Consider the following 21180-nt stretch of genomic DNA (forward strand, 5'->3'; position numbering starts at 1 on the left):
GAAAATGGGCAGGCATTACAAATCCTGCCCAAAACATTGGCCTTATGCTGCCTCACAATACCCATACCCCTGGAATTTTTCCAAGAATCCTGTCATTTCACAATAACTTTCTCAGATGACATTTTCCCTTACGGTTGACACGCAACTGTTAAAATTGGATAGAATATCGGACAAATATTTGTAATTTATTGATCTGATGAATCCATGCTACTATTCCCAGAAGGACAAACCAATGAAAACACTACAGGAACGCATACACCATATTCAGAACCTACTTCACTTGGATGATGCTCAGATGGCTGAGAAACTTGGATTGGAAGAAGAGACATACCAGAGAGGGATTGAAACTTCTTCCTCTGAAATCCTGGAACTTCTTTGTACTACCTTCGGGGTTTCCCTCTCTTATCTTGAAGAAGGGAAGGGCAGTATTTTTTGTGAAAGACCTCTCCCCATTGCCGATATTCTTGCCTTTCGGGATGCACGTAACTGGAAGCAATTCCACTCTCCCAAGGACCTGGCGATTTCTCTCAGCCTAGAATCCTCTGAATTACTGGAATGCTTCCAGTGGTCTGGTGAGGATGTGCATGCTAAGAAGAAGCAGAAGCAGATGGAAGAGGAACTTGCAGATATTCTCATTTACTCCGTACTGTTTGCCGATTCCATTGGGGTTGATATCCCTACAATTATCGAGAGGAAGCTGCGTAAGAATGCAGAGAAGTATGATGTAAAGAAAGCGTATGGATCAGCAAAGAAGTATACTGAGCTCTAGTAATTCCTAACGCGACAATTCTTGGAGTGTGGTACACTAGATTGATACCACGGAGGGTGTGATGCTCGTATACGAAGGGGATAAGCAGCAATTCTTATCTGACGTCCAGGATAATTCAATCGACCAGAAGATTGAAATGAATATGTGGAACAGGCTTCACAAAAGAGTCAGCTCAAGTGAAGAACAGTCTTGGCGTAACTCATTGAATTACATGCAGAATGTATTACTCGACTCTGAGATCCCTGACACCTCCGGTGTTGCTATTGAATTTGGTATACCCAATACCAATAAACGAGTCGATTTCATCCTTACCGGTTTGGACAAAGAAAATCAGCACAATGCGGTAATCGTTGAGCTGAAACAGTGGAGCAAGGTTGAACCTGTCCCCTATGTTGACCAACTTCTGGAGGCGGAGATCATCGATGTACAGACACGCTTCTCCCATGGGCAGCAAGTAGTTCACCATCCCTCCTACCAAGCATGGTCATACCGCTCCCTTATCTCCAATTTCAACGCAAATGTCCATGCGATTCCAATCCATTTGGAGAGCTGTGCGTATTTACACAACTATGTACCACCCGAAGATGACCCACTGAAACAGCACTACTTCCAAAGCATTCTTGATGAATCACCAGTATTTTACCGTAGTGATGTGATGAAGCTTAGGGAGTTCATCAAGAAGTACATCCATACAGGGGATGCAAAGCAAACCTTGTACTATATCGATAACGGTGAAATCAGGCCCTCCAAGAGCCTGCAAGACGCTCTCTCTGCAATGCTGAGAGGGAAAGAGGAGTTCATACTCATAGACGAACAAAAGATAGTCTATGAGCAGATGCTCTCCTTTGCTCGCAGAAGTAAAGAGGACGGGAAGAAACGGGTTTTCATTGTACAAGGGGGACCTGGAACGGGGAAGACAGTAGTTGCCATCAACCTTCTTGTGCAGTTGATCAATGATGACCAGGTGTGTGCATACGTGACAAAGAACAGTGCTCCCCGTAAGGTGTTTGAGGCAAAACTCCGCTCTGGCGCATTCAAGAGAAATAATATCAGCAGCTTGTTCAAAGGTTCTACGGCATTTGTTGATGCAGATACCAATGACTTCGGCACCCTCATTGTTGATGAAGCCCACCGGCTCAACAAACGCTCCCAGCAGGGACCAAAGGTTACCGGTGAAGATCAGATCAAGGAGATCATCAACGCAAGCAGGTGCAGCGTGTTCTTTATTGATGAAGACCAGCGTGTTACTGCACAAGATTATGGTGACCGGGCTCAAATTCTCTATTGGGCCAAAGCTTTCAATGCAGAGGTGCAGGAGGGGAGGCTTCTCTCCCAGTTCCGTTGCAATGGTTCTGATGGATATCTTTCATGGCTTGATGGAGTACTGGGAATCCAGGAAGAGACAGCCAATCCCACCTTGGAAGGCATCGACTATGACTTCCGGGTAGTGGATGATCCCAATGAACTACGTAGGCTTATTGAAGAGAGAAATAGGGAAGATGATAAAGCCAGGATTGTAGCAGGGTACTGTTGGGATTGGGTGAGTAAGAACAATCCAGATTCCGTTCCAGATATTACCATTGATGACTTTTCCATGTACTGGAACCTCATCAGTGATGGCACCTATGCAATTTCCAAAGGGTCAATCAACCAAGTTGGCTGCATTCATACCACCCAAGGACTTGAATTCAGCTATGTCGGGGTGATCATAGGGGATGACCTCCGATTTGAAAAGGGGAATGTCATCTCTGATTACACCAAGCGAGCAAGAACCGACCAATCACTGAAAGGATTGAAAGGACCTATCAAGAAGGGTGATCAGGAGGCAATGAAAACAGCCGACATCATCATACGCAATACCTATCGCACACTCATGAGCCGGGGGATGAAAGGCTGTTATGTCTATTGCATAAATAAAGAGCTTGCTCACTTCCTGAAAACCAGGATAGCTGGGTATGGAGAAGAAGACAAGAGTCTCTTGTTGGTGGCTGAAAGAGAAGAATAGTATGAGTGGCAGAGAACAGTAGGAAATTTCGAATATATGCTATTGATGAGTAATCGTTCCCAGAATCCCCAATAACTCTCATGAAATCAAGAATATTTTCTTATTTGTTCTTACCAATCTGTTGATTGCAAATTGCCACAACTACTACTATACTATTACTAGAGGTCGAAAATAGGTTATAATTAATACTATGATAGCACTAATAAGTCCATCAATAGCCCAGAAGAAGATAGCACAGAACCTGAAAGAACGCCGGTTGCAAATGAACTTGACCCAAGAAGGGTTATCAGCTCGCTCGGGAGTACCGCTGGCAACCCTGCGTAAGTTTGAACAACAAGGCGTTATATCTTTTGAATCGCTCTTGAAGCTTATGATGGTGCTGGGGATGTTGGAAGCCATGGTTGAAGCCACTAAGGTTTCACAAACTTCATTCTCCTCAATTGATGAAGTCATTGCATTGGAGACTTCCTCAAAGCGGAAGCGGGGAAGGAAAGCATGAAACCTTACAAAGCGGTGAAGACCCTACTCGTGAAGATCAATTTTGGTAATGAGACCATTCCTGTTGGTCGTCTGGCATTGCGAGATCGTCGTATCTACTTCTCTTTTGAACTGTCTTTCCTCGAAAAAGGCCTTGAAATTTCCCCATTCTCTCTTCCCTTGCAAGCAGGTGTGAAGACTTTCGACCATAGTTTGTTTGAAGGATTGCCTGGTGTATTCAATGACAGTCTTCCTGATGGGTGGGGTAGGCTTCTCCAAGATCGTTTCGTTCGCTCTCAAGGTGTCTTTCCATCAGAGCTTTCTCCCTTGGATCGATTGGCAATGATTGGATCACAAGGTCTTGGCGCATTGGTATATGAACCTGAGTATGATGTTCCTTTTGATGGTGGGCCAGTTGACTTGAACCTTGTTGCATCACAGGCACAAGAAGTACTTAAGGGATCCTCCTCAGAGTTTGTAAGCCGTCTTCTTGCGTTGAATGGATCCTCCTCTGGCGCACGACCAAAGGCCTTAATTGGTGTTTCTGAGAACAAAGAGCGAATTCTTCATGGAAAAGAATCATTTACCGCGGGGTATGAGCCTTGGTTGGTGAAATTTCCAAACACACAAGATGGTATCGATGCTGGTGCTATTGAGTATGTGTATGCCTTGATGGCAAAGCAGTCGGGCATACTAATGCCCGAAGTTCACTTGTTCTCAGCCCATGAAGGGCCGGGGTATTTTGCTGCCAAGCGGTTTGATCGAAATGGGGCTAATCGCTTGCATATGCATACTGCTAGTGGGTTGTTACATGCTGATTTTCGCTTTCCCTCACTTGATTACCAAGACTTGCTGAATCTTACATCCATGTTGACCAGGGATGTCCGGGAGGTAGAGAAAATGTATCGTCTTGCGGTATTCAACGTCCTGGCACACAATCGCGATGACCACGCGAAAAACTTTAGCTTCCTCATGGATGCACACGGGAAGTGGACACTTTCTCCGGCCTATGACCTTACCTTCTCCTCCGGCCCAGGAGGGGAGCAAAGTACTATGGTCATGGGGGAAGGAAAGTATCCTGATGTAGAGCATCTTCTCAGGCTGGGCCTTAATGCCAAGCTTTCGAAGCAGCAGATTGCTTCAATCATCGACCAGACTCGTACTGCAATCTCAGGGTGGAATACGCTTGCAAGGCAATATGGCGTGAGTAATGAGAATATATCCTTGATTTCCCAGAAGATCTGTCAGTAAATCCTAGCGGCAGAGGTCTTTCAGCCCTTCCCAGATCATGACCATCGCCATCGTATCCAATTCGCAGTACTTCAGAAGGGCCTTCTGTATTTCGCTACGTTCATAGTCTGACATCTCCTCAAATTGCATCCTTGCATATGCAGTGAGAGCTGCACCCCCTTCCCTGAGTTCATCATCACTGCTCAGAATTTCGAGATCCTTCTCAGAGACATCCTGGAACATCCTTGGTAGCAGCTTATAGGGGTCAGTTACCTTTCCTTCCTTAATCTTGACCCATTGCCAATCCTTGAAATTAGTACTCTTGATTCCTCCCTCCATCCCATAGATTGGCTTTGAGTATTTCTCTTGTAACAACGTTGAGCTATTCAGTATTGCCGGGAGTACCTGTTTGATGGAATTGGACCCCTTTGTAGCTGGATCATAATAGTAACGTTTCACAACTTCCCACAGATCAACCATATCTCTTTCTCCGCTCCACTGCTCAGAGGATTTGCCTGTTGCATGGGTGATGGTCTTGATGAAGCTTTGGAGTTGCGCTCTGTCAGTAATGGGGCCTGTATCAGAGGTGAGCTGCTGATAGATCAAATTGAGGAAAGTATTCTCATGATTGGAGTAGCGAAAAACACTTCCCTCATCATGTTCCAGTTGTTCTTTCAGTGCCCGTATGAACTCGTAATTGGGAAATACCCCTCTCTCTGTGTTCAGATACTCTCCAGCGTGTTCAACAGTACCGTCTTCACGAACGATATGATGGGAGAACTGAAAGGCAACTCCTTCATAGGGATGGAGACCTGCATTGAAGGGGATAGCAACCATGGTAGTCTCGAAGTCGATGAAGTGAAGGGGGAAAACCCAGCTCTCCATTTCTCTTTTCAGGTTTTCTCGATCAATCCAAGGAGAATCGTCTCTTGTTTTGTACTTTTGAATCTGCAGCCATTGTCGTTCACTCGCCGAGATCCCTGGTTTTGTATCGGGTTTTGGATGAATATCACCCTCACTGATGTCATCCATCTTGATGATACCGTCTTCGATCAGATTATCTTTTCTCCTGAAGTTCCAGACATCCAAGACAGTCTGGCATGCAAAGTCCTCATCGCTCCATCCAAGAACCTCTCTCCAGCACTCTTTCTTACCGCTCTTGAGATTCGATTCTTCATTGTCATCGGTAGTGTGGAACTCACATGCAGCGCATTTCGAGGCAATGGGGGTATGTATCTTTGTATCGGTACTATAGGAATCTGCCAAGAACTCAACATATTGGGAGAACTGCAGGGAGGTGTTATTGACTTCATGCTGACTCTGATAGATTCTCTCGCATTCAATGTCCACAGGTACGGTGCAGAGAATCGGGGGTGTTAGGTCATCCTGGGTAAGGGTATCTGCTATGGTGACACCCTTTCGTCCTGTTTCATCTTTGATGAGCCGGAACTTCTGGTTCAATCTATCGGTTGGGCAAACAGCAGATTTGTCAGCCATCATAAGATGTGCTGATATCTTATAGTGTGGGAAAGCTAGGGAAAGCACATACTTCTGGAAGGCAGCATCATAGAGATACGGCTTCCATTTTGCACTGATCGTTCCATCTCGGTTGGTAAAAGGATGTGGTTCTCTAGGATCGAATGATTTGGCCTTCACCTCATAGAGCCTGATTTGCTTGCCCTCTTTTACCAAGATATCGGCGCGTATAAAGAGGTTTCCGGTTGCAATGGCTGCTTCATAGAGTATGACACTATCAGCTTGTAGCAGCTCATTGGTTTCCTTGAGCGATTGCCCATAATCAAGACTCTTGATCTCATGACCACCTGGAAAATAGCATTTTGCAAGCTCCCCAACCTGAAATCCCCCATCTGCCAGGGCAAGCAGGAAGCTGTCATCAAGATTCTGGTTTGCATAGCACTCTTTCCCTGTATAGAAGAGCTTTGTTGGGCATTCAGTTGCCAGCTTGAATCGGGATTTTGTCAGATACCTTTCTCTTGCCATTCTCTTCCTCTCCATATGATTGTCACTGCATAGTATACAGCAGTCGAGTCAACGATACACAAAATCATTTGGTATGAATGAACAGGTTGCTTAGATGTAAATATTGACAAGACGGTGGTTCTAGCTCACGCTCTTGCTGAATACACCGGATAAAGGAGAACTATTCCTCATGGCTAATATCAACAACAAGAAAAACAACATACCCCGTAGGCATTTACTCAGTGGGTCACAGGCGCGCCAGGTTCTGAACGAACTGGCAGAGAAAGATGCAACTATTGCCAAGGAAATTGAGAGACTTTCAGCCATGGTTTTCAATGACGTGTCGGTGGATCAGGTTGCCTCTTCGGTATTCCTGGCACTTGATGGTATCGACGTTGAAGAGTGTTGGAATGCATCGGGTAAGCAACGGGGAGGGGGCTATCGAGATGAGTTTGATGTTGCTGATGAGATGATTATGGATGCTTTGCATCCCTTCACACATCAAATTGAGGTGTTTTACCAAGCAGGAGAATATGCTGCAGAACAGGAGTACCTGCATGGGGTGCTTTTAGGGATCTATCAGTTAATAGAGGATTCAACTTCCGAATTCTTTGACAACTATATGGAAGACTATCCCGAGGAGTTAAAGCAGGAGTTGATTGATAACTGGAAGAAGAGGCATCCAAATGATGAGGATGGGTTACAGAAGCTCAATACCTTCATAGAGAAGCATTGCCCTGCTTGGAGCACGGAAGGTACTGAGCTATGAGAGTTGTGTTTGGTTTTTCTTGCTAGTGACCATAAATAGAAAAATTCGCTATGCAAGACAAATTATCAATTTTATCGTTAAAAGTACGCCATAGCGAACAAATATACATAGTTATAAGGAAAAGTACTCTATGGAAGACACACAGCCAGGAGGAATCAGATGGAGAGAGCTTACCACTCTCGAATGAGAAAGTCCTCCAGATGCATAATCTGAATCCCGTTTTCATTCCCTTCCGCTAAGTCATCAAACGTTACAACCCACTTGGGGTAGTGATCCTTTATTTCCATAAGGTTGCCTATCTCTCTGTTTGATGTCTCCGGAAGATTTCTGCAGACTTGGATATAGAGCCTCTCTTCTTGCTTTTCAGCGATAAAATCAATTTCCTTGGTACCATTCTTTCCAATGTAAACAGTAAAACCTCGCCGTCTGAGCTCTAGATAGACGATATTCTCCATCATGGAAGCAAGGGATGTAGCGTTATATCCCATCAGACAGTACTTGAGAGAAGAGTCTGCAAGGTAAAATTTTTCTTGGGTTTTCAAAACCATTTTTCCCTGTAAGTCATATCGTTTGCACCGATAAATAATGAAAGCCTTTTCCAACCAGTCCAGATAATCATAGATGCTCTCCACACTCAGTTTCCGTCCTTCATTCTTAAGGAACCTAATAATTGCATGAGCAGAAAATGTTTTTCCTACATTTTCAATCACGTAGAGGACTGTACGATTGAAAAGGTCTTGGTTTTTAATCTGATGACGACGAGCAATATCATTCATTACAACCGAATTGTAGATGCCTTCCACAATCTGATAGATTGTTTCTTGAGAGAAATCTGATAGTGCGGTAACAGGAAAACCGCCGCCCTTGATGTATGCAACCAGCAATTCTCTTTGGGTGAGTGTGCTCATCGATTTGAAACGGAGATACTCTCGGAAAGACAAGGTATATACAGGGATTTCAATATACCTCCCAGAGAGATAGGAAGAAATTTCCGAAGACATCAACCTGGAATTTGATCCAGTTATATAAATATCTACTGCATATTTCTCAAATATATCGTTGACTGCCTTCTCCCAACCTTCAATCTCTTGAACTTCATCAAGCAAAAGATAATATGTGGTATCTGTACGTATCTGCTGTATCAAATCTTTATACATATGTACTGCGGTGAAACCTTCATCAATTTCCATCTGTGTATACCGTCGATACACAATGGAATCATGAGGAACGTTTTTTTGTATCAATAATTTGCTGAACATTGAAAATATAGTAGATTTTCCAGATCGTCTGATACCTGCCAGAATCTTTACTACAGGTACGTTGATATAAGATTCCAAGGTAGACAAGTACGTTGGCCGGGGTACAATAGTATCTTTCATATACCTATTATACTCGACAATTATCTAAGAATCCATAGTTTTTATCGAATATAGATAAAAACTATCATAAAATACAAAGTTTTTACTAAATATAAATAAAAAGTATTATAGTTGAATTAGTGTTGCCACACGTATCTCCCAAAGATTGTAAATCCTTGGGAGATACCTATGTCTCTACCGCTTATTCCTCTCCTTGAAATCCTTCTTGATCTTCTTGTTCCAATCTCTAGGAACTGCCGATTCACAACGATAGTGGGAGACTGCCTCACTCATTACCGCGAAGTTCAATTGTATGCCTTCAGTATCGGCAATGAAATCCTGTGCGCGGTCTGGGGGAATACCTACGTCCTCGGCCGCAGTCTCTGCATCAATGTTTGCCCCAAGGTAGATGAACTCCCACCCAAAGCTCTCCCGCTCTCTCTTGATCATCTCTCTAACCTTTTTCCTGGTATACTCCCTACTTGCGTTCTCCATTCCATCGGTAATGATGAGAAAGATCACACGTTCTGCCTGGTATGCTGGAGCTGTCGTTCTCTGAACCTGCACAATCTTGGAAATTGTTCTTCCAATGGCGTCATATAGCGCAGTAGAGCCGCCGACAAAGTACTCCTTCTCTGTTATTGCGCTTACTGCCTCGATAGGAATACGGTCATGGAGCAGTTCATAATTGTTGTCAAACAGCACGGTCGTGATATTGCACGGGCTCTGAAGAGCCTGCTGTTCGGTTAACATGGCATTGAAACCACCAATCGTGTCACGCTCGAGTCCATGCATCGAACCACTACGGTCAAGAATACAAACAAATTCAGTCAATCCCTTTTTCATATACATCCTCCAATACTGATCTATACGTATTGATAGCCTGAAAAAGGGAAGGGATGGTCGCCCGGAAAGCGACAATTACTGTGAGCCAAGCAGAGGTTGGTCGTAGGAGAAGAGTACTTCGTTGATCTCAAGGATCTTGTAGTGCTTATGTACAATGAAATATTCGATGATAACATCGAAAATACTACTGTGAGAAAGTGCATAGCCCGCTTTTTCCAGAAGATTGTCAGCCTCATCAAGCGTAAGCTCCAATGCTATTGCCAGGCCTATTACCGTACGTTTGCTGGGTACATAGCCACCCCCTGTTCGAATCTTTGAGAAGAGTTTTCGGTCGATGTTCGCCTTCTTGTAGACCTCAACCTCTGTTTTTCCTTTAATTTGTATCAGGGTTCTCAGGGAGTCTGAGAAGGGTTCATCGAGATTGGAGAGAACGTGCTCAAGATTTGGTTCATGGAGGGTAGATCGGCTCTCTTCCAATTCCATCGCTTCGATGGCAAGCAGCTCACGGACTTCCTTGTGTTTCCTGAGGTAATGCTCGTCGATATAGTGTTCAATAGAGGTATGAAGCTTTGTCCCCGCAAGGAGAGACTCCTTGTCAAACAGCACCAGAAAAACAGTGATCTCATGTTCTGCAAGAAAGTCTTCAATGGTAGACCTTGCAACCTCTATTGCTTCTTGTTTCGGGTAGCCAAAGATACCACTGCTGATCAGGGGAAAGGCAATTGATGAACAGTGGTGTTCTACTGCAAGCAGGAGACTGTTATGGTAGCACTGCTGAAGCAGGTCTCTCTCCCCGCTTTTCCCGTCATGATAGACGGGGCCCGCAGTATGAATGACAAATCGAGCAGGAAGGGCAAACCCAGGGGTGATGACAGCCTCCCCGGTCTTGATCGGGGAGAGCGGGAAACACGCTTCCGTCATCTCGTGTACACCTGCTGCTTTAAAGATTGCTCCACACACTCCACCGCCCATCAGCAGCGCAGTATTGGCAGCATTGACGATGGCATCAGTTTCCATCTTGGTTATATCATTACGTACGAGAAAGAATGGCATGGTGCTACTCCTTGCTATTCAGAGTACCACGGATTTCAAGAAGTACGAAATGTGTTGTTTCCGTCAAGGTGAGGAGCATGGTCTATACAGAGAGAGATGCAAAGCTTATATCCTCAGCCATTTCATTGTATAGTACACCCCCTGTACCAGGGAATCATAACAAATACAGCTCGTGTTCAATGAAGATATCCACCAGATCAGCATCAAACTGGGTCCCTGCATTTATCTTGAGTTCTTCCACTGCAAGCTCTGTAGGAAGGGCGGAGCGGTATGCACGACTGCTGGTCATGGCATCGAATGCATCAGCAAGGCTTACAATCTTGACATCCAGGGGGATATCCTTACCCTCCATGTTGTCTGGATAGCCTCGTCCATCAATTCTCTCATGGTGGGAACGGATGATCGGGATATACTGCTTGAATGATGGAATGTGGGTAATAATACGCACCCCGGCCTCAGGGTGCGTCTTGATAAGCGAGTATTCTTCTCCTGTGAGTTTCCCATTCTTGTTCAAAATCTCCTCAGGGATGCTGATCTTGCCGATATCATGCAGGAGGGCACCTCCTTCAATTACCTGGAGTGTCTCTTCATCCAGGTTCAAGGCCTTTGCCAAGGCGACAGAGAGTGTCCTGACCCTGTTGCAATGGCCTTTCGTGTAAGGATCCTTCTGTTCGATGGTCTCACTGAAGGCTTCAAGGGTGGCTATGGTTGAGCGCTGCAACGTATTTTTCGTTCGTCTCAGCTCTGCCTCAAGTTTCATCCTGATGGCATGATTCTCGTCATCGATCTCTTTCTGCCTCTGTGCTTCATCCGATTTCTCCAATACCCGGTTAATACAGGTGTAGAGCTCTTCCTGGCGGATCGGCTTGGTGAGGTAGTCTACTGCACCCAGCCTGATGGCCTTCATGCCAGTATCGAGGTCGTTGAATGCTGTAAGCATCACAACGGGGATGGAGGGGTATCTCCTTGCAATTCGCTCAAGGATTTCAAAGCCAGTGAGTCCCGGCATCTTGATATCCAGCAACATCATGTCTATTGGGGTGGGCGTATTGGAAAGCATGTGAAGCAATTCATTACCGTTCTCACAGGTGGTTACCTCATACCCAGCTTTTTTCAGCATAATCCGTAGAATCTTTCGGATAGCAGGATCGTCATCAGTTGTTACAATATGTCTAGTCATCTCGAGCATCTCCGTGGTGCAAGGTTAGCGGGGAATCAAGAAAGGCGTAGTCTTCTTATACTCACCGTACTGGGGGAACATCTTAGGAAACAGTACTCGATCCTCTAGGGTTACAAGCGCAAAATTGCACAACGTGTAGCCTGCAAGGACCAAAGTAATTGGAGTATACCAGAAGAAGAGGGATGCGGAAACATTGAAAAAGGAAAACCAGAGAAAACCTGGATGACGACAAATTGTATAGGTGCCACCGGTATAAAGGCTTCCACTTTTACTGCTTTTCAAAGGGATTTCCACTAGAACGGAGTAGATCAATAGGGTAGCATTGGCTGCCATGATAAGTAAAAGGAGTACCTTGAAGGTAGGGTGGTGAGGGCTTTCAAATCGTGAGAATAGAAACAGGAAGGGTAGGGCTGTCACAAAAAAGCCAAAGTACAATAGCCTGCTGATACGGTAATAACCCTTCAACAATGCTACATCATACAAGGCTGCAAGCAAATATCCACTGGCTCCAAGCAAAAATAGTTTGAAAAACTCCATAAATTACCACTATACTAATACAAATTGTCTCCAAATGAAAGTAAAATTGAGGAATCCCCATGATCATTGATGTTTCCACCATTATCCCCGCCGTGGCGTTCGTTCTGTACGTGTCCTTTGTTATCTTTGGATTTCTCCAGTACCAGAAAGATCGCTTCTATTGGTCATTCCAACTCTATATGATCTTTGTGGCCATCTGGAGCTTCGGTTCCTTGATGATGCACCTCAACAGTCATATGCTCACACCGATCTTCTGGAACCGTATCATGCTTATCGGCCTCCTGAGTGTCCCCTATGCACTGTGCAACTTCATTGTGGATATCCTGGAGATCAAGAACAAGTCTATCAGGTTGTTCCTTAAGCTGAGTTATCTGCTGCTTATTCCCCTCATGTACCTTAACTTCACCGGAAACATTGTAAGCGATGCTGGTTTCACCAGTGACAATATTTTTTACTATGAATTAGCTTCCGGATCGATGAGTGCTTATTCACTAAGCTATGCATACCTCATCCTTACACTGGTAATGCTCCTGGTTGCCAGCAAGAAACGGAGTCTCCATAACTTCCAGAAAAATCTGCTGCTTCCCTTGGTCGGTGTGGTGATCATGCTGGTGGGTATTTTCATGAACGTCTTTCCCGAGCTCGGTCGGTACCCGATTGATATCTTCGCAGCAACCATCAATGCAGTCCTGCTTTTTTACACCATCTATAAATACCAGTTGATCAACTACTCGCGCCTTGGCTTGTCCATTATCTACTCAACCCTGCTTGCCATAGCCGCTTCGGTCATCTATTACGCAATTATCAGCTTCATCAAGCTGTTCAACAGTGAATTCGCTCCAGGGAATATCTTCCAGCTCTCTTTCATTCTTGGTGTTGCCACAGTCCTTATCATCCATCCGCTGAGAAACATCATAGCGTACTGGGTGGATAATGTGCTTATCCCAAAGCGACACCCCTACCAGACCACCATCAGGAACCTCAGTAAACGACTCACCACCATCGTCAATCTGCACCAATTGGGCAAGGAAGTGGTGGAGAATCTCCGTTCTGGGCTGAAAGCTGAGTGGGTCATCTTTATCGCACGTCGACTTGATGATGAGAGCCGCTTCTTCCTCGTTGCAAACAACAACTGCCCAACAGAGAGAGCTGTTGGACAGGATATTCTCTTCTCCTTCCCTGCAAACATTGAACAGAAACTCAGCGTCTGCAGACAGGAGAATTTCTCATCGGTCATCAGTGTGAACCCGGATGAGGAGCGCCTCTCGGTTAGTGATTTCCTGCCGGTCAGTGATGTCATGATTCCTCTGGTGTTCCGTCATCAGATTGCAGGCTATATTCTTATTGGGTACGGACAGTCCAATGTCCTGATCAGTGAGATAGAACGTGAAGCCTTGGAAATTCTTGCTTCCCAAAGCAGCCTCTCCCTGGAGAATGCACTCTCATTTGAAAAACTCAGGATCCAGGGTGATGAACTGACGATGAGCAAGAACAAGCTTGAGGCTATCTTCAATGGGATTGCCTCTCCCGTCTGTTTGATCGATATCGACTATACCATCCAGGAAGTGAACACCGCCGCAGTCAGTTTTGTCGGACAGAAGCGAGAGCGCCTGATCGGAAGCAAGTGTTATCGTGCCTTGTTTGGGCGTAGCCGACCTTGCCCGTTCTGCCAGGGGTTGGAATGCTTGCATACCGGGGTGATGCATGAAACAGAGGCTGAGGAGCGGGAACGAATTTTCTCCTTCCAGTTTCACTCGGTCCGTTCAGCAGATAAATCCAAGAGTGTATTCATTGAGATCCTCAATGATATCACCGAACAGAAACACATGCAGGAGGAGCTGGTCCGTACCGAGAAAATGGCCGGGATCGGTACACTGGCAACCGGAATAGCCCATGAGTTGAACAATCCTCTTGCAGGGATCGTGGGAACCGCGGAGATCATGTTGGATGAGTTGGAGGAGAGTAATCCCCACTATGAGTACGTGAATGATATTCTCAGCTACTCCAAGACTGCCAGTGATGTTATCAAGGAGCTCTCCATCTACAGCAGAAGGGAGGAAGTGAAAGAGACCCAGGAGGTGGAACTGATCAGGGTACTGGAGTTCTCCCTTCGACTTGCTCAACGCGGTATCGACTCACAGAATATCGAGATAAAGCGCAACTACCACGCCCTTCCCTTTATTCAAGCAAATGAGGGGGAGTTGCAACAGCTCTTCCTCAATCTTATCGTCAACGCCTTCCAGGCAATGGATGGCAAGGGAACCTTGACGCTCAGTTGCGTTGAACAGGATGATTTTGTGCAGGTGAAGGTTGCTGATACAGGTTGTGGTATCCCTGAAAAGCATATGGGCCAGATCTTCACTCCATTCTTTACCACAAAGGCTCCAGGAAAGGGTACAGGGTTGGGCCTTGCCAACTGTTACAGCATCGTGGACAAGATGCGTGGGAGAATCCGTGTTCGTAGTGAAGTAAGAAAGGGGTCTGAGTTTACTGCAATATTCCCTCTCAATGAGGAGAGCAAGGAAGTCATCAAATTCTCCTTGGTGGAGGACCACCATGGGATGAATGATGTCTTCTTCATCCAGAGGAAGGTATTGGTGGGCGAGAAGGGGTATATCGAGGAGTCAATCCACCGAAAAGTGGATGAGAAGGCGATGCATATTCTTGCATTCAAGGGATTGCAACCCGTTGGAACAGTCTCCCTGATGACCAGCGAACATTTTTGGCCGCTGCCTATTTCCAAGTATTTTGATATTGAGCCGGTTCTGAATACGAAGAAGTGTGCTGAAATCATTCGCCTTGCAGTGCTTCCTGAGATGCGGAACACCTCTGCTTCAATCGGTCTGATCATCCTGGTTTTCCTGCTGGCTCGTGCAGTAGGTGTAGAGGAGCTGATCATAGACGTGTTTGCTGACGATACCAAGACCAAGAAGCTGTACAAGAAGTTTGGGTTTGTGGAGGTGGGATCCTATAATTCCCCGTCCGAGGTAACGGTGTTGGTCTTGCAGAGCAAATCCACCTTGGAGAAGGATAGATCGCAGCTCAGACACTTCGTCCGTCCCCTCTTTCAACGTCTGAGGACGATGTTCGACCTCGGCCCGTATAACCAGGCGGTGCATCAGGAGATGGATAGGATTCTTAGTGCCGACTCCGAGGAAGAATCAGAAGAGCAGATTGGTTGATCAGGTACTGGATCGTTGAACCAGGCTGACGGGGAGCACAATGCGGCTTTGCCTCTCTGTACTCTCCCAGCCAACAATGGTCTGGATTGCCTGTGCGCAGAGCTCTTCAATCGGCTGATGGATTGTAGAGAGTGCCGGGCTCAGGAGCCGGGCAAGATCAACATCATCAAATCCGATGACCTTTACTTCTGTTGGGACACACAGTCCACGCTTGTGGCAGATCTGGATGACTTGGGCGGCAATGACGTCACTTGATGCAAAGACCCCATCGATGGCGGGATTGTCAGTGAAGAGTGTGTTGATCAGGTCTGCATAATCAAGCTGGTTGAACTGTCGTTTGCTTGCCTGTACCACATGAAAGGAAACTGAAGCCTCCTCACACCTCTGGGTGAACCCCTGTACGCGCTCCTCGCTTGACCTCCCTCCATTAATCATGACCAGATGCTTACACCCCTGGGAGAGCAAATGCTCCGCAGCGAGGCGACCACCCATACCATTGTCACACAGAACAGCTGGTACTGAGGGGCTGATGGAGCGCTCCAGGGTAACCACTGGAAGATTGACGAGAGAGCTGACAGCATTCCTGCTTTGGGTACAGAGAATGATTCCGGCAACCTTGTTTGCCTTGAGCATGTCGATGTACTCGGCTTCCTTTTGTGCGTTGCGTTGTGCATTGCAGACAAGGAGTTTCAAGCCAAGGATGGAGGCATGGTATTCCAAGGCGTTGATAACCTCGCTGTAGTAAGGATGCAAGAGGGAGGGGACGATAACCCCAAGCAAGGTGGTCTGCTTCTGGGCAAGGGAACGAGCTACCTCGCTGGGATGGTAATCCAGCTCCTGCATTGCCTGACGCACTTTCTCCTTTGTTTTCTCACTTAAATAGCCACGGTTGTTCATGACCCTGGATACGGTGGTGACGGTAACGCCTGCTTTAAGGGCAACATCCTTGATCGTAGGCATATTATAGCCTCATCAGGGTATGATCCCCTTCCTCAATCGTGAAGGAGTAGGATGCGAAGTCAGCGTTCAGGGTTATGGCTCTTCCCCTGTGTTCCCAGGTGATGATCAAGTGTTCTTCATCAGTGGGCTCCTCCATCTGGAAGATGCCATCAAAGGCGGGGTGGGAGGAGCGAAGTTCCATCAACAGACGGAGAGCAACCACCACCGGTCGCTGGACCGCCTCATCAACCTCTTCCTTGGTGTAATAATGCCGGTTGATGTTTCTCCCTTCCTTGGTCTTTTCAAGCAGTTCCAGGTCATTGCTTCCTGCGAGCATTCCCACATAGTAGATCTGAGGAATGCCTGGACTGAAGAACTGGACTGCCCTGGCAAGCAGGTATGCACGGTCATCTTCTCCCAGGGCGGAGTAGTAGGTGCAGTTGATCTGGTAGATATCAAGGTTGTTGTACGTTTCGCTGTTGTAGATTCTCTTGACATTCGCCCCATGATCGTAGAGATGTTCCTTGGTTGCATCAATCTCCTCATCAGGGAGAAGGCCATAGACATCCACCACGCCGATTCCATCATGGGTGTCGAGTGTGGTGTATTGGTTTCTGGGACAGATGGCAAACCAGTTCTTCAGGTACTGGGTCTGGTGGAAGTAGAGAGCATGGAGCATCAGCATAGGCAAGGCGAAGTCATAGACAGGGTAGCTATGGCTGGCAAGCTTGAGCTGGATGGAGTAGTGTTCATGGATTTCAGGCAGTACATCAGAGCCATATTTCTCGACTACGCTCCGACATTTTGCCAGTAGCTGCCAGGTCTCCGGCTCTACAAAGAAACAGTCTGTGTCCTTCTTTTTGAATGCGTAGGCAAACGCATCCAGGCGAACGATCTTTGCTCCATGCTGGGCAAGCCTCGCAAGATTTGCTTCCATGAAGGATTCTCCCAGATCAGTCTGTACGTTCAAGTCAATTTGTTCTTCACTGAAGGTGCACCAGAGTTTCCTTTTCTCACCACCGGAGAAGGTAACCGTTTCATAGGGGTCCTTTGGTTTTCGCTTGTAGATCTTCTGGATTTGCTCCTCAGTGGGTTCTCCTCCCCAAAAGGTCTCGTAGTCAATGAAGTAGTCCTTGCTCGGAGAGTCAGGGCCTTCGGCGAGATACTCCTTCAGTAATGGGCTCTTGGCAGAGATATGGTTGATCATATAGTCGAAGACCAGGTCGTAGGTTTCTGCAAGGTGGTCGATATCTTTCCAGGAGCCAAAGGTAGGGTCTACCTCTTCATAGGTGTATGGTGCAAAGCCCCTGTCCCCTGAGGAGGGAAAGAAAGGGAGGATATGCAGTGAGGTCAATGCCTTGCTGAAATGTTTGGACAGGATGGTATCCAAGTCGGAAAGATTTGATCCCATTGAGTCGGGATAGGTGATAAGCATGACTCCATTCTTCATAGCTTCCTCCATCTGGTTTGAGACTTTACTATGCAATACCGTATGGTATATGTCAAGCGTTTGACATATTTTCAATATTCAATTTTTCAGGTAGTGTAGCGCGTACGATTTTACAAGAAGGGTGATGGATAGGACTCAGTAAACTATGGCTTTTAGTGAACTATCTGTATTTCCCAAAACATATTCCTTGACCGAGAGCAAAGAAGTGTAAAAAAGTTCTTGACAGAATTCTTATATAGGGTAAGATTGTTGCATGCAATAAAGAATAGTTGCATGCAACAATTATACCGTGCTACATGGTGTGGCACACTCCTAAGGAGGAGACAATGAAGAAACTGTTGATTTTAGCTGTCATTCTCATGCTTGCTTTCCCTGTACTTGCTAACGGGACGCAGGAAGAGGCTATTGACGCGTATCCCTCGCGGAATGTAAGGGTTATCATCCCTTGGTCCGTTGGTGGAATGACTGATGTTCTGACCCGTCCTGTGGCCAGCCACCTTGAGAAGCAGTTTGGGGTACCCTTTGTTGTTGAGAACAAACCTGGTGGTGGCGGTGTTGTAGGATCACTGGAAATTGAAGAGTCCGCCAATGATGGCTATGTCATTGGAACCACTTCCATGTCCACGGTCTCTGCAAAGTATGTCTCTCCGGTATACCCAGACATCCACAATGTTGAGTTGATCAGCCAGGTCATCACCATCCCTGCAACGGTTACCGTCAATGCTGACAGCCCATTCATGACCCTGCAGGACTTGCTGGACTATGCAAAGGCCAACCCTGGAAAGCTTAAGAATTCCAACTCTGGTTCCGGTGCAAGTGCACATATCTATGCCTCTTACTTTGAAGCCATGGCTGGCATCAAAGTGAATCATATCCCGTATCCTGCTTATGCAGAAGCGGTAACAGCACTTCTGGGTGGACATGTTGATATGACCAACATCCCACTTCCAGACCTCTCTGCACACGTTGATTCTGGTGCATTGAGACTGCTTGCAATTGCATCTGCTGAGCGTCACCCTTCCTATCCTGATGTACCTACCCTCAAGGAACTTGGTATTGATGTAGTAATGGGTAACTACAGTGGTTTTGTTGCTCCCAAGGGCACCGATCCTGAGAAAGTGAGAATTCTTGACGAGGCAATCGGCAAGGCCATGCAGGACGAGACCATCCGTAAGTTCTTGATCGATGCTGGTTATCAGCCTGTCTACCTTGACCGTAATGAGTTCAAGACGGTTATTGCAGATGCTGAGAAGCAGCTTGAGTTCTTGGTCAATGAGCTCGGTGTTGAGTTTGTTGATGACTGATCTGTCTTGAAGACGGAGTAATGAGATATATCGTCCTCAAGCATCGATTGGGGACGATATTTAATGCTAATCTACAGATATTTGGAGAAGTAGATGACTAAAAAAAACATGGATATCCTGGCAGGAATCGGGTTCTTCGCATTTGCAGGCCTGCTTTTCATCGCAGCTGGGTTCATGCCTACCCGTGAAGGTGGCATTCCTGCACTCAATACAGGGTTTTATCCAAGAATGCTTTCCATCATCCTTGCTGTCTTGTCAGTATTGATGATCATTGAAGCTATCCGCAAACAGTATGTACAGAAAGACGTTGAAGCATGGTGGACCACCAAGGCTGCTTTCTCCCTCTTCGCTGTTACGCTTATCCTGCTGGTACTGTACCCCTTTATCATGAAATTTCTTGGCTTTGCCACTGCAAGCCTGATCTTCATCACCACACTCACCTGGATGTTGAGTGACAAAGCACACCGCAGACCCTTGGTTATCGGGGGAATCTCCCTTGCGCTGACTGTAATCGTCTATATCATCTTCAAGATGGTACTTGCCATCCCCTTCCCACAAGGGATGTTGATCTAACACAAAGAGGATTTCATCATGGAATTGTTTTCAATGGATTTATATCTTTCGGGATTGCAGCAATTTACCAACCCAGCCATGTTCCTTTCCTCCTTCCTGGGGGTATTGGTAGGAATTGTGTTCGGAGCCTTGCCAGGCCTTACTGCAACCATGACCATTGCCGTATTCATCCCCTTTACCTTTGGGATGTCACCCTATATCTCCTTTGCCTTCTTGTTGGGGCTGTATACCGGAGCTGTGTATGGAGGGTCGATCTCGGCCATCCTGATCAACATCCCGGGAACACCTTCAGCTATCGCAACCAGTCTGGACGGATATCCGATGAGCCAGGCCGGGCGTGCAGGAGAGGCCATCGGTATTTCCACGATTAGTTCCACCATTGGGGGATTCCTCAGTGTGTTTGTCCTGATGTTTGCAGCACCGGCCATTGCCAGTGTTGCCCTGAAATTCAGTGCAGAAGAATATGTAGGGATTACCCTTATCGGACTAAGTATCATTGCAATCATCTCACCTGGTTCCACCATCAAGGGGCTGATCGCCGGTGTTATCGGTCTGATCATCGGAATTGTAGGCTTGGACCCCATCACCGGATATCCCCGGTTCATAATGGGGCAGGCAGAGCTGTTGGAAGGAATCGACTCAATCCCGGTTATGATCGGTATGTATGGTCTCTCTGAGATGCTGGTGCAGATCTCCAGCGCCGAATACAAGGTAACCGTTGAACAGAAGTTGAGTAAGATTGTTCCTCCCTGGAAGGATATCAAGAGAATATTTGGTACAGTAGTGCGATCTTCCTTTATTGGAGTATTGATCGGTGCGCTCCCTGCAGCTGGTGGTTCCATTGCTTCCTTGGTCGCCTATGGACAAGAGAAGCGTCTGGGTAAACGCCGAGACTTGCTTGGTACCGGTATTATTGAGGGAATTGCGGCTCCGGAGGCTGCAAACAATGCAAGCACCGGTGGTGCCTTGATCCCCATGCTTACCCTCGGTATCCCAGGGGATGCGATGACCGCAGTCTTGATGGGTGGCCTTATCATCCAGGGACTTCGTCCAGGTCCTCTGTTGTTCCAACAGCAGATGCCGTTCGTCTCCTCAATTTTCATCAGCTTGCTGCTCTCGGTAGTCTTTATGTGCATCCTCGGCTTGCTTGGTGCACGCGTATATGCAAAGCTGATCAGCTTCCCGAAGAAGTATCTCATCCCAGCCATCCTGGTATTTGGGTTGGTCGGTAGCTATGCCATCAGCAACTCAATCTTTGATATCTGGGTACTCATCATCAGTGGTTTGGTCGGGTTCCTCTTCAGGAAGATCGGCTTGCCCATTGCACCGATTATTCTTGGAATGATCCTCGGACCCTTGTTTGAGAGCAATTTCAGACGTGCCTTGATGTTGAATGAAGGCAATTGGGCTACATTTGTCCAGAGACCTATCAGCCTGTTCTTCCTGGTTGTTGTGGTGGTGGTACTTGCCGGCCCAGTAGTCATGAAGAAACTCAAGAATATCATTACAAATACCAAGGGAGTATAAC

General features: G+C 46.5%; 17 protein-coding genes. 9 read left to right on the forward strand and 8 right to left on the reverse strand.

The window, feature by feature from the left end; translation table 11 throughout:
• The first annotated feature begins 232 nt into the window (after positions 1 to 232).
• From JF818_RS13930 to JF818_RS13945, 4 genes are all read left to right on the forward strand, one after another.
• Positions 233 to 769: a nucleotide pyrophosphohydrolase gene (locus JF818_RS13930; protein ID WP_233067909.1), complete on the forward strand. Its 537-nt coding sequence runs from the start codon at positions 233 to 235 to the stop codon at positions 767 to 769.
• A gap of 61 nt (positions 770 to 830) precedes the next feature.
• Entirely contained in the window at positions 831 to 2774 is a 1944-nt protein-coding gene (locus JF818_RS13935) for a DUF2075 domain-containing protein (protein ID WP_198892583.1), read from the forward strand.
• A 190-nt stretch (positions 2775 to 2964) separates the two neighbouring features.
• Positions 2965 to 3273, forward strand: a complete 309-nt coding sequence (locus JF818_RS13940; protein ID WP_198892584.1) for a helix-turn-helix domain-containing protein — start codon at positions 2965 to 2967, stop codon at positions 3271 to 3273.
• Positions 3270 to 4502, forward strand: coding sequence for a type II toxin-antitoxin system HipA family toxin (locus tag JF818_RS13945; RefSeq protein WP_198892585.1), 1233 nt, complete (start codon positions 3270 to 3272; stop codon positions 4500 to 4502). Before JF818_RS13940 ends, JF818_RS13945 begins: the two co-directional genes overlap by 4 nt.
• Positions 4503 to 4505: 3 nt before the next feature.
• Here the strand turns inward: JF818_RS13945 and JF818_RS13950 are convergent, their stop codons facing one another.
• Positions 4506 to 6482, reverse strand: a complete 1977-nt coding sequence (locus tag JF818_RS13950) for a DUF2779 domain-containing protein (protein WP_198892586.1) — start codon at positions 6480 to 6482, stop codon at positions 4506 to 4508.
• 169 nt (positions 6483 to 6651) lie between these two features.
• Between JF818_RS13950 and JF818_RS13955 the strand changes: the two genes are divergently transcribed.
• Positions 6652 to 7230 carry a hypothetical protein gene (locus JF818_RS13955; RefSeq protein WP_198892587.1) on the forward strand — a complete coding sequence of 193 codons (579 nt, stop codon included), beginning with the start codon at positions 6652 to 6654 and terminating at the stop codon, positions 7228 to 7230.
• Between the two features lie 170 nt (positions 7231 to 7400).
• Here the strand turns inward: JF818_RS13955 and JF818_RS13960 are convergent, their stop codons facing one another.
• From JF818_RS13960 to JF818_RS13980, 5 genes are all read right to left on the reverse strand, one after another.
• Positions 7401 to 8609 carry an ATP-binding protein gene (locus tag JF818_RS13960; protein ID WP_198892588.1) on the reverse strand — a complete coding sequence of 403 codons (1209 nt, stop codon included), beginning with the start codon at positions 8607 to 8609 and terminating at the stop codon, positions 7401 to 7403.
• Between the two features lie 174 nt (positions 8610 to 8783).
• Positions 8784 to 9434: a VWA domain-containing protein gene (locus JF818_RS13965; protein ID WP_198892589.1), complete on the reverse strand. Its 651-nt coding sequence runs from the start codon at positions 9432 to 9434 to the stop codon at positions 8784 to 8786.
• Positions 9435 to 9509: 75 nt separating this feature from the next.
• Positions 9510 to 10487 (reverse strand): macro domain-containing protein, encoded by a 978-nt coding sequence (locus JF818_RS13970; protein ID WP_233067913.1) that lies wholly within the window; start codon positions 10485 to 10487, stop codon positions 9510 to 9512.
• Positions 10488 to 10641: 154 nt separating this feature from the next.
• Positions 10642 to 11667, reverse strand: a complete 1026-nt coding sequence (locus tag JF818_RS13975) for an HD domain-containing phosphohydrolase (protein ID WP_198892590.1) — start codon at positions 11665 to 11667, stop codon at positions 10642 to 10644.
• Positions 11668 to 11691: 24 nt separating this feature from the next.
• Positions 11692 to 12204, reverse strand: a complete 513-nt coding sequence (locus JF818_RS13980; RefSeq protein ID WP_198892591.1) for a hypothetical protein — start codon at positions 12202 to 12204, stop codon at positions 11692 to 11694.
• Positions 12205 to 12263: 59 nt separating this feature from the next.
• Between JF818_RS13980 and JF818_RS13985 the strand changes: the two genes are divergently transcribed.
• Positions 12264 to 15386, forward strand: a complete 3123-nt coding sequence (locus JF818_RS13985; RefSeq protein WP_198892592.1) for a GNAT family N-acetyltransferase — start codon at positions 12264 to 12266, stop codon at positions 15384 to 15386.
• On the opposite strand, the gene JF818_RS13990 is transcribed toward JF818_RS13985, so the two are convergent.
• On the reverse strand, positions 15387 to 16346 hold the full coding sequence (locus tag JF818_RS13990; protein WP_198892593.1) for a LacI family DNA-binding transcriptional regulator: 960 nt from the start codon (positions 16344 to 16346) through the stop codon (positions 15387 to 15389). It lies immediately after the preceding gene.
• 1 nt (position 16347) lies between these two features.
• Positions 16348 to 17775 (reverse strand): sucrose phosphorylase, encoded by a 1428-nt coding sequence (gene gtfA / locus JF818_RS13995; protein ID WP_198892594.1) that lies wholly within the window; start codon positions 17773 to 17775, stop codon positions 16348 to 16350.
• 326 nt (positions 17776 to 18101) lie between these two features.
• Here gtfA and JF818_RS14000 point away from each other — a divergent pair, with 326 nt between their 5' ends.
• The 3 genes from JF818_RS14000 (at position 18102) to JF818_RS14010 (ending at position 21179) form a co-directional block, all read left to right on the forward strand.
• Positions 18102 to 19079, forward strand: a complete 978-nt coding sequence (locus JF818_RS14000) for a tripartite tricarboxylate transporter substrate binding protein (RefSeq protein ID WP_198892595.1) — start codon at positions 18102 to 18104, stop codon at positions 19077 to 19079.
• A gap of 93 nt (positions 19080 to 19172) precedes the next feature.
• Positions 19173 to 19652 (forward strand): tripartite tricarboxylate transporter TctB family protein, encoded by a 480-nt coding sequence (locus tag JF818_RS14005; protein ID WP_198892596.1) that lies wholly within the window; start codon positions 19173 to 19175, stop codon positions 19650 to 19652.
• A gap of 18 nt (positions 19653 to 19670) precedes the next feature.
• Positions 19671 to 21179, forward strand: coding sequence for a tripartite tricarboxylate transporter permease (locus JF818_RS14010; protein WP_198892597.1), 1509 nt, complete (start codon positions 19671 to 19673; stop codon positions 21177 to 21179).
• The last annotated feature ends 1 nt before the right edge of the window (position 21180 follow it).

The sequence above is a fragment of the Sphaerochaeta sp. S2 genome (assembly GCF_016406725.1).
Taxonomy (GTDB): Bacteria; Spirochaetota; Spirochaetia; order Sphaerochaetales; family Sphaerochaetaceae; genus Sphaerochaeta.